This is a genomic window from Kitasatospora sp. NPDC001095 (assembly GCF_053598615.1).
Map to the genome: position 1 here is coordinate 1 of NZ_JBSFKQ010000090.1, position 14,003 is coordinate 14,003.

Here is a 14,003-nt window from a genome sequence, read left to right on the forward strand (position 1 = left end):
GGGACGGCCCGTTGGGCGCGGTCAGCCCGTTGGAGGCACCGTCCTGGTTCACCGCGGAGCCACGGATGACGGCCAGCACCTGGTGCCCGTTGCGCTGGGCGTCCGAGAGCCGCTCCAGCACCAGGACACCGACGCCCTCGGCGAAGCCGGTGCCGTCCGCGCCCTCCGCGAACGCCCTGCAGCGGCCGTCCGGGGAGAGCCCGCGCTGGCGGCTGAACTCCACGAAGGTGCCGGGCGAGGCCATCACCGTCACACCGCCGGCCAACGCGAGGGAGGACTCGCCGCCGCGCAGCGACTGCGCCGCCAGGTGCAGCGCCACCAGCGAGGAGGAGCACGCCGTGTCGATCGACAGCGTCGGCCCCTCCAGACCGAGGGTGTAAGCCACCCGACCCGACACGATGCTGCCACTGCCGAACGCGCCGAAGTAGTCGTGGTACATCACCCCGGCGAACACACCGGTGCGGCTGCCCTTCAGCGAGACCGGATCGATCCCCGCACCCTCCAACGCCTCCCAGGAACTCTCCAGCAGCAACCGCTGCTGCGGATCCATCAACAGCGCCTCACGCGGCGAGATCCCGAAGAACCCGGCGTCGAACGCGCCGGCCTCGTGCAGGAACCCACCCTCGCGGACGTAGGACCTGCCCTCCAGACCCGGCCGCGGATCGTATAGGTCGACGTCCCACCCCCGGTCGGTGGGGAACGGCGTGATGCCGTCCCCGCCCTCGGTCACCAGCTCCCAGAGCTGCTGCGGCGAGGTCACCCCACCCGGATAGCGGCAGGCCATGCCCACGATCGCGATCGGCTCGCGCAGGGCCGCGGTCAGCTTGCGGTTCTGCTCCCGCAGCCGTTCGGTCTCCTTCAGCGAGGCCCGCAGGGCGTCGACCATCCTGGTGCCCGGGTTCTGCGGCTGCTCCTTGCTCCCACTCTTCGCCACCGGAGTACCCCCTGTCACAGCTCCTCCTGTCCACCGAAGTCGTCAAGGGCCAGGTTCATCAGGCTCTCGATGTCCATCGTGTCGATCGACTCGCCGCTCTCGCCGTCGTCGCCCTTCGACTCGGCGGCGGACTCCGCCTTGAGTCCGGCCAGTTCGAGCAGGCTGTCCAGCAGGCCGGCGTCGCGCAGCCGGGCCAGCGGGATCGCGCCCAGCGCCTGGCGCACCGCAGTCTCCTGCACTTCGCCGGCCGAGCCCTCGGCCGGGGCCAGTTCGGCTTCCAGGTGCCGGGCCAGCACCCTCGGGTTCGGGTAGTCGAAGATCAGCGTGGCCGAGAGCCGCAGCCCGGTGGCCTCGTTGAGCTGGTTGCGGAACTCCACCGCCGTCAGCGAGTCGAAGCCGAGTTCGCTGAATGCCCGGTCCAGTGCCACCTCGGTGACCCCGAGCACCCCGGCCGCCTGGGTGCCGACCAGCTCGAGCAGGAACGCGATCCGCTCCTGGCCGACCAGCCCGGCCAGGCTGCGCCGCAGCGCGGCCGAGGCCGTGGAGGCTGCCTGCGCCACCCGCCGCGCGGACGAGGAGCGCACCAGCCGACTCAGCAGCGGCGGGACCCGGTTGCCCTGGGCCAGGGCGGCCAGGTCGAGCCGTGCGGGCATCAGGACGGCTTCCGCCCGGCCGACCGCGGCGTCGAACAGGGCCAGGCCGGCCTCCTCGCTGAGGCTGCCCACCCCCGACTGGGCCATCCGGCGGCTGTCGGCCTCGCTGAGCCGGTCGGCCATGCCGCCGTTGCCCGACCACGCGCCCCAGGCCAGCGAGGTGGCCGGCAGGCCGACCGCCCTGCGGTGCAGGGCCAGGCCGTCGAGGAACGCGTTGGCGGCGGCGTAACTCGCCTGCCCGGGGCTGCCGAGCAGACCGGCCGCCGAGGAAAACAGGACGAACGCCGACAGCTGTCGGTCCTTGGTCAGCTCGTGCAGGTGCCAGGCCGCGTCCACCTTGGGTCGCAGCACGGCGGACAACCGCTCGGGCGTCAGCGAGGCGAGCGTCCCGTCGTCCAGCACGCCCGCGGAGTGCACCACCGCGGAGACCGGGTAGCGCGCCAGCACTGCGGCCAGCTCCTCCCGGTCGGCCAGGTCGCAGGCCAGGATGGTCACTTCGGCGCCCAGGCCGGCGAGTTCGGCGTGCAGCTCGGCGGCGCCGGGCGCCGCCTCGCCGCGCCGGCTGAGCAGCAGCAGGCTCGACACCCGGTGCTCGGTGACCAGGTGACGGGCCACCAGGCGGCCCAGTGCCCCGGTGCCGCCGGTGAGCAGCACCCGGCCGCTCCACTCGACGGGGGTGTCCGGTACGGCCTTCGCCGCCCTGGTGAGCCGCGGCACGTTGAGCACACCCGAACGCACCGCGATCTGCGCCTCGCCGCAGGCGACGGCGGCCGGCAGCAGGTGCCAACCCGGGTCGGCCTCGTCGTCGGCGTCGTGGTCGTCCAGGTCGATCAGCACGATCCGGTCGGGATTCTCCGACTGCGCCGTGCGGATCAGCCCCCAGGCCGCCGCAGCGGCCAGGTCGGTGACGTCCTCACCGGTCGGCGAGACCGCGCCACTGGTCGCCACGACCACGGTCGCCTGCGCGAACCGATCGTCGGCCAGCCAGGACTGCAGGCGGCCGAGCAGCGCGGCCAGGCCCTCGTGGACCGCCCGCGGATCGTCGCCGCCCGCCCAGGGCAGCACCAGGACGTCCACCGGGTCGGCCAGCGCCGCGAGCTCGTCGAGGTCGGCGACCGTACTGACCGTGGCGACCTGCACCTCCAGGGCGTCCAGCAGCCGCCGCCGGTGCGTGCCGAGCACCGCCCAGTGTCCGCCCGAGGGCACTGGGCCGCCGGTGAGCCCGGTCCACTCCAGGGCGAAGAGCGAGTCGTTGCCGCCGGCCGTGGCCAGCCGGTCCACCGCGACCTCGCGCAGCACCAGCGACTCCACCCGGGCCACCGGGGCACCGGCCCCGTCGGCGAGCTCGATCCGCACCGCGTCCGAGCCGGCCGGGCTGATCCGCACCCGCAGCGCCCGCGCGCCCACGGCGTACAGCTCGACCCCGCTCCAGGCGAACGGCAGGCTCATCCGGCGCGCCGCACCCGCCCGCAGTCCGATGGCGTGCAGTGAGGCGTCGAACAGTGCCGGATGAATGCCGAACCGATCGGTCTCCAGCGGGAGTTCGACCTCGGCGAAGACCTCGTCAGCCAGCCGCCAGGCGGCCCGCAGCCCCTGGAACAGCGGGCCGTACTCGGCGCCGAGCTCGGCCAGGCGCTCATAGGTCCCCTCCAGGTCGAGCGCCTCGGCGCCGACCGGCGGCCAGGCCTGCGACGTGCCGGGCGCCGGGGCCGAAGCGGCCCGCAGCAACCCGGTGGCGTGCAAGGTCCACGGGCCCCCGGCCTGGCGGCCGGGAGGTGCCCCCAGCTCGTCCGCCGTGCGGGAGTAGACCTGGAACGTCCAGGTCCCGGCATCGGCCGGACGCACGGTGCACTGCAGCCGGACCGTGCCCTGCTCGGGCAGCAGCAGGGGTTCGGCGATGGTCAGCTCCTCGACCGCGCCGGCCCCGAGGTCCGCGCCGGCCGCCAGCGCCATCTCGACGAACGCCGTGCCGGGCAGCAGCACCACCCCACCGACCGCGTGATCGGCCAGCCAGGGATGGCTCTGCAACGAGAGCCGTCCGGTGAACAGCGTGCCCTCGCCTCCCGCGAGGTCCACGGCGCTGCCCAGCAGCGGGTGGTCCACCGTCGCCCGGTAGCCCGCCGGCTCGCTCGCCATCCAGTACCGGCGGCGCTGGAAGGCGTACGTCGGCAACTCGACCGCGGCACCGGCCGGCAGCAGCCGCGCCCAGTCCACCGCGCCGCCGTGAACGTGGAAGGCGCCCAGGGCGGTGAGCACCGCCGCCGACTCCTGCCGGTCCTTGCGCAGCAGCGGGATCAGCGCGGCGTCACCGCTCGGACCCTCGGCCAGGTTCTCGGCGGCCAGCGCGGTCAGCACCCCGCCTGGACCGATCTCGACGAACCGGCACGCACCGGCCTCCTCCAGCGCCCGCACGCCGTCCGCGAAGCGCACCGCCTCGCGCACGTGGCGCACCCAGTACTCCGGTGAACACAGCTCCTGCGCGGCAGCCTGCGCGCCGGTCAGGGTGGAGACGACGGCGATCCGCGGCGGGTGGTACTCCAGCCCGGCGGCGACCTCGCGGAACTCGGCGAGCATCGGCTCCATCAGCGGCGAGTGGAAGGCGTGGCTGACCGCCAGCTCCCTGGTCCGCTCGAACCGCTCGGCGATCGCGCGCACCGCCGTCGCCTCGCCCGAGATCACCACGGAGCTCGGCCCGTTGACCGCCGCGATGCTCACCCGCTCGGTCAGCAGCGGCTCGATCTCGGCCTCGGTGGCCTTGATCGCCACCATCGCGCCGCCGGCGGGCAGCGCCTGCATCAGCCGGCCGCGCGCGGCGACCAGTCGGGCGGCGTCCGCCAGCGACCAGACCCCGGCCACGTGGGCAGCGGCGAACTCGCCGATGGAGTGCCCGGCCAGCAGGTCGGGGCGGATGCCCCAGGACTCCAGCAGCCTGAAGAGCGCGACTTCGAGCGCGAACAGGGCGGGCTGGGTGTACTCGGTGCGGTCCAGCAGCTCGGCCGAGGACAGCGCCTCGCGCAGCGGCCGGTCGAGTAGCGGGTCCAGCCGCTCGCACACCTCCTCGAAGGCGGCCGCGAAGGCCGGGAACGTGTCGATCAACTCCTCGCCCATGCCGACCAGTTGCGAGCCCTGGCCGGAGAAGAGGAACGCGGTGCGACCCGCTGTCGCGGTGCCGAGCGCCACGCTCGGCGAGGCATGGCCCTCGGTCAACGACCGCAGGCCGCGCAGGAGCTCGTCCCAGTCACCGCCGCTCACCGCCGCCCGGTGGGCGTGGTGGCCGCGGGCACTCGCCAACGCCGCCGCGACCTGGCGCGGATCGAGCTCGGCCCGCTCGCCCAGGTGGCTCAACAGCCGCTCGGCCTGCGCGCGCAGCGCCTGCGGGCTGTGGCCCGAGAGCAGCAGCGGAGCCTGCGGCTGCTGCTCCACCAGCACGGCAGCCTCCTCACCGGGAGCGCTGGGCGCGGCCTCGATCACCACGTGCGCGTTGGTGCCGCTGATCCCGAACGAGGAGATCCCGGCCCGGCGCGGGTGGTCGTACTCGGGCCATGCCAACGACTCGGTGAGCAGCCGGACGTGGCTGTCCGTCCAGTCGACGTGCCGGGACGGCTCGTCCACGTGCAGGGTCTTGGGCAGCACCCCGTGGCGGATCGCCTGCACCATCTTGATCACGCCGGCCACCCCGGCCGCGGCCTGGGTGTGTCCGATGTTCGACTTGATCGAGCCGAGCCAGAGCGGGCGCTCCTCGGTGTGCTCGCTGCCGTAGGTCGCGATCAGGGCCTGCGCCTCGATCGGGTCGCCCAGCGTGGTGCCGGTGCCGTGCGCCTCGACCAGGTCGACCTCGCCGCCGGGCACGCCCGCCGCCGCCAGCGCGCGGCGGATCACCCGCTGCTGGGCGGGACCGTTGGGGGCGGTGATGCCGTTGGAAGCGCCGTCCTGGTTCATCGCGGTGCCGCGCACCACGGCCAGCACCTGGTGGCCGTTGCGGCGGGCATCCGAGAGCCGCTCCAGCAGCAGGACGCCCGCGCCCTCGCCGAAACCGGTGCCGTTGGCGGCGTCCGCGAACGGGCGGCAGCGCCCGTCGCGCGACAGGCCGCGCTGCCGGCTGAACTCGACGAAGGTCCCCGGGGTGGCCATCACCGTCACCCCGCCGGCCAGTGCCAGGGTGCAGTCACCCTGGCGCAGCGACTGCACCGCGAGGTGCAACGCGACCAGCGAGGAGGAGCAGGCGGTGTCCACCGTCAGCGTCGGCCCCTCCAGGCCGAGCGTGTAGGCGACCCGGCCCGAGACCACACTGCCGGAGCCGTAGCTCTCGAAGTAGTCGTGGTACATCACGCCGGCGAACACCCCGGTCGCGCTGCCGCGCAGCGAGACCGGGTCGATGGCGGCCCGCTCCAGCGCCTCCCAGGCGGTCTCCAGCAGGACCCGCTGCTGCGGGTCGGTGACCAGCACCTCCTCCGGATCCATGCCGAAGAAGTCGGCGTCGAAGTCGCCCGCGTCGTACAGGAACGCGCCGTGCTTGGCGTAGCTGGTGCCGGGGCGGTCCAGGGTCGGGTCGTAGAGCGACTCCAGGTCCCAGCCTCGGTCGGTGGGGAACTCGCCGATGGCGTCCACCTCGCCGACGACCAGCTTCCACAGATCCTCGGGCGAGTTCACGCCGCCGGGGTAGCGGCAGCTCATCCCGATGATCGCGATCGGCTCCTCCGAGCGGGCGGGTGCGGCCTGCACCGGCACGGCCGCCAGGGTGCCGACCAGCTGGTCGAGCAGGTAGCCGGCCAGTTCGAGGGGGTTGGGGTAGTCGAACACCAAGGTGGCCGGCAGGCGCAGCGCGGTGGCCGCCGCCAGGCCGTTGCGCAGCTCGACCGCGGCCAGCGAGTCGAAGCCCAGCTCACGGAAGGCCTTGTGCGCTTCGACCGCCTCAGCCGAGCGGTGCCCGAGCACCGAGGCGGCTTGGCTGCGCACCAACTCCACCAGGAAGGGCTTGCGTTCGGCCTCGGCGAGGGCAGCCAGCCGGCCGCTCAGCGAGTCGGCGCCGGCGGCCGGCTGACCGGAGACGGCCTGGCGCCGGGAGCGCACCAGGGCGCGGAAGAGCGGTGACATGACGTCGCCTTGGGCCCGCAGTCCGGCCGGTTCCAGCTTCATCGGCAGCACGGCGGGGTGCCGGGAGTGCAGCGCCTCGTCGAAGAGCGCCAATCCCTCATCGGTGGCCAGGGCCGCCACGCCGCCCCGGGAGATCCGGGACAGGTCGGTGTCGTCCAGCGTGCCGGTCATCCCGCTGGCCTGCGCCCACAGGCCCCAGGCCAGCGACTGGCCCGGCAGGCCGAGCCGCCGGCGGTGGCCGGCCAGCGCGTCCAGGAAGGCGTTGGCCGCGGCGTAGTTGGCCTGCCCCGGCGAGCCGAGGGTGGCGGCGGCCGAGGAGAACAGGACGAACGCCTTGAGGTCGAGACCGGCGGTCAGCTCGTGCAGGTACCAGGCCGCGTCCACCTTGGGGCGCAGCACGGCATCCAGCCGCTCGGGTGTGAGCGAGGAGAGCACGCCGTCGGCGAGCACCCCGGCCGCGTGCACCACCGCGGTCAGCGGATGCTCCGCCGGGACCTTCGCCACCGCCTCGGCCAGCGCCGTGCGGTCCGCCACGTCGCAGGCGGCGGTGGTGACCTCGGCGCCGAGTTCGGTGAGCTCGGTGACGAGCTCGGGGGCCGCGCCGCGGCGGCTGAGCAGGAGTAGGTGCCGCACCCCCCACTCGGTGACCAGCTGTCGGGCGATCAGGGTGCCCAGTGCGCCGCTCGCGCCGGTCAGCAGCACGGTGCCCGCGGGGTCGAGCTCCAACCGTTCCTGGTCGGCGGCCGGTTCGGCCCGGACCAGCCGGGGCAGCCGGATGGCGCCGCCCCGGATCGCCAGGTGCGGCTCGCCCACGGCCAAGGCGGTGGGCAGCAGCGCTTCGGAGGCCGGGTCCTGGTCGAGCTCGACCAGGACGATCCGCTCGGGGTTCTCCGACTGCGCCGAGCGGACGAGTCCGGCCACCGCCGCACCGGCCAGGTCGGCGCCGGTGGCCACCAGCACGGTGGCCTCGCCCGCCAGTTGCTCGCGCAGCTGGTCGAGGACGGTGTGCACGGCTGCCCGAACCTCGTCTGCGCTGGTACCCGCCGGGCTGCGCAGCACCACCGGGTCGTGGGCGGGGTCGACGGCCGGGGTCGGCGCGGTGATCCACTCCACCTGGTAGAGCGCGCCCGCCCGCGCCGACTTGGCGGCGGCGGCGAGCTGTTCGGCCGGGATCGGGCGCAGGGCGAGCGAGCCGACGCTCGCCACCGGCGCGCCGTCGGCGTCGGCGAGCGTCAGCTCCACCGCGCCGCTCTGACCCAAGGGCTTGACCCGGACCCGCAGTTCCCTGGCGCCGGTCGCGTGCAGGCGCACCTCGGACCAGGCGAACGGCAACAGCGCCTCGTCCTCGGCGGCACCGGTCAGGCCGACCGTGTGCAGGGCGGCGTCCGCCAGGGCCGGGTGCAGGCCGTAGCCGTCCACCTGCTGGGCGAAGGCCACCTCGGCGTAGACCTCCTGACCCAGGCGCCAGGCGGCGCGCAGGCCCTGGAAGGCGGGCCCGTAGGCGAGTCCGGCCTCGGCAAGCTGTTCGTACACCCCGTCGAGATCGATCGGCTCGGCGCCGGTGGGCGGCCAGAGGGTGAGCTCCGGCTCGGCGGGCGCGCCGCCCGGGGCGAGCACACCGTCGGCGTGCCGGATCCAGGGCTCGTCGTCGGCCTCGCTCTCGGGGCGGGAGTAGATGCCGACCGGGCGGCTGGACTCCTCCACCGCGCCGACCACGACCTGCAGCTGCACCGCACCGTGCTCGGGGAAGACCAGTGGGGCATGGAGGGTGAGGTCGGCGACCCGGCCCAGGCCCACCTGATCGGCGGCCTGGAGGGCCAGTTCCAGGTAGCCGGTGCCGGGGAACAGCAGCTCCCCGCCGACCACGTGGTCGGCCAGCCACGGGTGGGTGCCGAGCGAGAGGCGGCCGGTGAGGACGGTGCCGTCGGTGTCGGCACGGGTCATCGCCGCACTCAGGATCGGATGGTCGGTCCGGGTGAGACCGGCCGAGGTGACGTCGGCGTTGCCGGAGACGCTGTCCAGCCAGTACTGCTCGTGCTGGAAGGCATAGGTCGGCAGCTCGACGCGGCGCGGGAGCAGACCCTCGAAGACCTGTCGCCAGTCGACCGCGACGCCGTGCGCGAAGGCCTCGCCGAGCGCGGCGGCGAACCGGGCCGGGCCGCCCTCCTCGCGGCGCAGCGAGCCCAGCGCCCGCACGCCGTCGAAGGTCTCCTGGAGGCCTACGGTGAGCACCGGGTGCGGGCTGCACTCGATGAACACGCCATGGCCCTTGCCGACCGCGGCCCCGGCGGCCTGCTCGAAGAGCACGGTCTGACGCAGGTTGGTGTACCAGTATTCGGCGTTCAGCTCGGTGGTGTCGACGAGCCCGCCGGTGACGGTCGAGTAGAACGGCACCTCGGCGGGAAGCGGCGAGACGTCCGCCAGGGTCTCCAGCAACCTGGTCCGGATCGCCTCGACCTGCGCGGAGTGCGAGGCGTAGTCCACCGGCAGCCGCTTGACCCGCATGCCCTCGTCCTTGAGCTGGGCCTGCAGGAGGTCCAGGGCGTCCACGAAGCCGGCGACCACGACCGATCCCGACCCGTTGCGCGCGGCGACGGAGAGCCGGCCGTCGAAGGCCGCCAATCGTTCCTCCACCTGGTCGACGGGCAGCGCGACCGACATCATGCCGCCCCCGCCGGACAGGTCCTGGGCGATGGCCTGGCTGCGCAGGGTGACGATCCGGGCGCCGTCCTCCAGCGACAGCGCACCGGCCACCACGGCCGCCGCGATCTCGCCCTGGGAGTGCCCGATCACCGCGGCGGGGCGCACCCCGTACGAGGTCCAGGTCCGCGCCAGCGAGACCATGACGGCCCAGAGCAGCGGCTGGACGATGTCCACCCGGTCCAGCGGGCCGTTCAGCTCGGCCAGCAGGTCCCAGTCGGTGAACGGCGCACAGGCGGCGGCGCACTCGGCCATCGCGGCCGCGAACACCGGCGAGGAGGCCAGCAGCTCGGTGGCCATGCCCTGCCACTGGGAGCCCTGGCCCGGGAAGACGAAGACCGGGCGGGAGCCGGTGGCGGTACCCTCGACCAGCCCGGGAGCGGTGCGCCCGGTGGCCAACGCGGCCAGCGAGTCGCGCAGCTCGGCGCGGTCCGCGCCGGCGATGGCCGCGCGGTGCTCGAAGTGGGCACGGGTGGTGGCCAGTGCGTGGGCCAGGTCCGCGGGCGCGAGCTGCGGGTTGGCGTCCACGAAGGCCAGCAGCCGTTCGGCCTGGGCGGGCAGCGCCGCCCGGGACTTCGCGGAGAGCAACCACGGGGCCGCGGTCGGCGCCGCGCTCGTCTCCGGCTGCTCGGCGACCTGCTCGGTGACGGCCTCGATGATGGTGTGGGCGTTGGTGCCGCTGATCCCGAAGGAGGAGATCCCGGCCCGGCGCGGCCGCTCGACCTCGGGCCAGGCCCGGGCCTCGGTCAGCAGCCGGACCTCGCCGGCCGACCAGTCCACGTGGGTGGAGGGCTCGTCCACGTGCAGGGTCTTGGGCAGCACGCCGTGGCGCATCGCCTGGACCATCTTGATCACGCCGGCCACACCGGCCGCCGCCTGGGTGTGACCGATGTTCGACTTGATCGAGCCCAACCAGAGCGGTCGGTCCCCACCACGGTCCTGGCCGTAGGTGGCCAGCAGCGCCTGCGCCTCGATCGGGTCGCCCAGCGTGGTACCGGTGCCGTGCGCCTCGACCACGTCGACGTCGCTCGCCGACAGCCCGGCGTTGGCCAGGGCCTGCTCGATCACCCGCTGCTGGGAGGGCCCGTTGGGCGCGGTCAGCCCGTTGGAGGCACCGTCCTGGTTGACGGCGGTGCCGCGGACCACGGCCAGCACCTGGTGCCCGTTGCGGCGGGCGTCCGACAGGCGCTCCAGGACCAGGACACCGACGCCCTCACCCCAGACCGTGCCGCCGGCGCCGGTGGCGAACGGGCGGCACTGCGCGTCAGGGGCGAGCGCACCCTGGCGGCTGAACTCCACGAACGGGTCCGGGGTCGACATCACCGCGACGCCGCCGACCAGGGCGAGGGTGGACTCGCCGCCGCGCAGCGACTGCGCCGCCAGGTGCAGCGCCACCAGCGAGGAGGAGCACGCCGTGTCGATCGACAGCGTCGGCCCCTCCAGACCGAGGGTGTAAGCCACCCGACCCGACACGATGCTGCCACTGCCGAACGCGCCGAAGTAGTCGTGGTACATCACCCCGGCGAACACACCGGTGCGGCTGCCCTTCAGCGAGACCGGATCGATCCCCGCACCCTCCAACGCCTCCCAGGAACTCTCCAGCAGCAACCGCTGCTGCGGATCCATCAACAGCGCCTCACGCGGCGAGATCCCGAAGAACCCGGCGTCGAACGCGCCGGCCTCGTGCAGGAACCCACCCTCGCGGACGTAGCTGGTGTCGGGGCGCTCGCGGGTCGGGTCGTAGATCCGGTCGATGTCCCAGCCCCGGTTGTCCGGGAAGGCGCTGATCGCGTCGCTCTCGCCGATCACCAGGTCCCACAGCTCCTGCGGCGAGGTCACCCCGCCCGGGTAGCGGCAGGCCATGCCGACGATCGCGATCGGCTCGTCGGTACGGGCGGCGCTCGCCCGGGCGGCCTTGCGCGGGCCGGACTTGACGCCGCTGAACCGGGTGACCAGGTAGCCGGCCAGCGCCTCGGGTGACGGGTAGTCGAAGACCAGCGTGGCGGGCAGCCGGTGGCCGGTCTCGGCGGTCAGGGTGTTGCGCAGTTCGACGGCGGCCAGCGAGTCGAAGCCGAGGTCCTGGAAGGCCCGGCCCGGGTCGATCGCCTCCGCGGAGGCGTGCCCAAGCACGGCCGCGACCTGGCCCCGGACCAGCTGGAGCAGCGCGTCCGCGCGCTCCTGCTCACCGAGTTCGGCCATCCGGTCGGCGAAGGAGAACTCCGAACCCTCGACCGCCACCGCCTCGCGGCGCACCGTACGGCCCACCAGGGAGCGGAACACCGGGGCGAGCGCGGCGCCCTGGCGGCGCAGCGCCGCCAGGTTCAGCCGCACCGGGGCCAGGGCCGCCAGCCCGGTGGCCCTGGCCAGGTCGAAGAGCGCCACGCCGTCCTCGGCGGACAGCTCGGTCATGCCACCGCGCGAGATCCTCGCCCGGTCGGCCTCCTCCAGGGAGCTGGTCATGCCGCCGACCGGGGCCCAGGGCCCCCAGGCCAGCGAGAGGGCAGGCAGGCCGAGCGCGTGGCGCCGGGCGGCCAGCGCGTCCAGGAAGGAGTTGGCGGCCGCGTAGTTGCCCTGACCCGGTGCGCCCACCAGCCCGGCGACCGAGGAGAACAGCACGAAGGCGTGCAGCGGCGCGTCCGCGGTGAGCTCGTGCAGGTTGAGCGCGCCGTCCACCTTGGGCCGCAGCACGGCGTCGATCCGCTCGGGGGTCAGCGAGGCGACCACGCCGTCGTCGAGCAGCCCGGCGGCGTGCACCACGGCGGTGAGCGGATGCTCGGCCGGGATCTCGGCCAGCACCTCGGCGAGCGCGGCACGGTCGGCCACGTCGCAGGCCCGGACGGTGACCTGCGCGCCGAGCCCGGTGAGTTCGGCGGTCAGCTCGTCCGCGCCGCCGCGCCGGCTGAGCAGCAGCAGGTGGCGCGCGCCGAGGGCGGTGACCAGGTGCCGGGCGAGCACCGGGCCGAGGCCCCCGGTCGCGCCGGTCAGCAGGACGGTGCCCTCGGGGTCGAGCTCCGGCGCGGCCTCGGCGGTGAGCTCGGCGGCGGTCAGCCGGGCGGCGCGGGCCGCGCCGGCGCGGATTGCCACCTGCGGCTCACCACTGGCCAGTACGGAGGCGGCGAGCGCCTCGGCGTCGGCGTCCGCATCGAGGTCCAGCAGCACGAAACGGTCGGGGTTCTCCGACTGCGCCGAGCGCAGCAGGCCCCACACCGCGGCGCCCGCCAGGTCGGCCACCTCCTCCCCGGCGAGCGAGAGCGCGCCGCGGGTGACCACGATCAGCGGCCGTGGGTCCTCGTCCTGTGCCGCGGCCAGCGCCACGTGGACGGCCGCCCGGACGGCCTCGGCGTCGTTGCCCGCCACGCTGTGCAGGAGGCGGTAGTCGGCCTCGTCTGCCATCTCGGCCAGTTGGATCGGGCTCCAGCCGAGCCGGAACAGCGCGTCGCTCGAAGGGCCCTGCTGCCGGCGCAGGTTGGTCAGCGGGCGGGAGGCCAGCGAGGTCACCGAGGCGACCGGGGCGCCGGTGGCGTCGGCCAGGTCGACGGCGAAGGAGTGCGCTCCGGTGGCGAGCAGCCGCACCCGCAGCACCGAGGCGCCGACCGCGTGCAGCGAGACGCCGGAGAACATGAAGGGCAGGCGGGCGGTCTCGTCGTCGGAGCCGTCACCGAGCAGGGCGAGCGCGTGCAGTGCGGCGTCGAAGGCGGCCGGGTGCAGGCCGAACCGGCCCGCGTCGGCGGCCGGGCGATCGGCCAGGCGGACCTCGGCGAACAACTCGTCACCGCGCTGCCAGGCGGCGTGCAGGGCCTGGAAGGTCGGGCCGTAGTGCAGGCCTGAGGCGGCGTGCCGCTCGTAGAGGCCGGCGGTCTCCAGCATCTCGGCACCGGCCGGCGGCCACTCGGTGAGGCGTTCACCCGTGCGCGCGGGCGCCTGGCCGAGCAGGCCGGAGGCGTGCAGGGTCCACGGGACTTCGGCGGCCGCGCTCTCGGCGCGCGAGTAGACGCTCACCGTACGACTGCCGGCGGCGTCGGGGGTGCCGACGGTGACCTGCACCCGGATGCCGTCCTGCTCGGGCAGGACCAGCGGCACCTCAAGGGTGAGCTCCTCCAGGTGGCCGCAGCCGACCTGGTCGCCGGCCCTGATGGCCAGTTCGACCATGGCGGTGCCGGGCACCACGACCCGGTCGCCGACCACGTGGTCTGCCAGCCACGGGTGGGTGCGCACCGAGAGCCGCCCGGTGAGCACCGCGCCGTCCGAGTCCGCCAGCATGGTGGCCGCGCCGAGCAGCGGGTGCTCGGTGGAGTCCAGGCCGGCGGAGGCGACGTCACCGACCGAGGCCGGGAGCTCGACCCAGAAGCGGCTGCGCTGGAAGGCAGTGGTGGGCAGGTCAACCCTGGCGGCCCCCGGGAACAGGGTGCCCCAGTCGGGCGAGCAGCCGGCGATGTGCAGTTGGGCCAGCGCGGTGAGCAGGGTGTCCGGCTCGGGGCGCTCGCGCCGGGTGGCGGCGGCGAGCACGGCCTCCTCGGAGTCCAGGCACTCGCGGGCCAGCCCGGTCAGCACCGCGTCGGGGCCCAGCTCCACGAAACGGGTGACGCCCGCGGCCTCCAGCGCCCGGACACCGTCGTGGAAGC

At 74.5% G+C, this 14,003-nt stretch carries 2 protein-coding genes; both read right to left on the reverse strand.

All coding sequences use genetic code 11. The features are described from left to right. A partial coding sequence (locus ACWDBB_RS35390) for a beta-ketoacyl synthase N-terminal-like domain-containing protein (protein WP_449793515.1) occupies positions 1-886 on the reverse strand: 886 nt, incomplete at its 3' end. A 62-nt stretch (positions 887-948) separates the two neighbouring features. Then, positions 949-14,003: SDR family NAD(P)-dependent oxidoreductase (locus ACWDBB_RS35395; RefSeq protein WP_449793514.1), on the reverse strand; the 13,055-nt coding region annotated here is incomplete at its 5' end.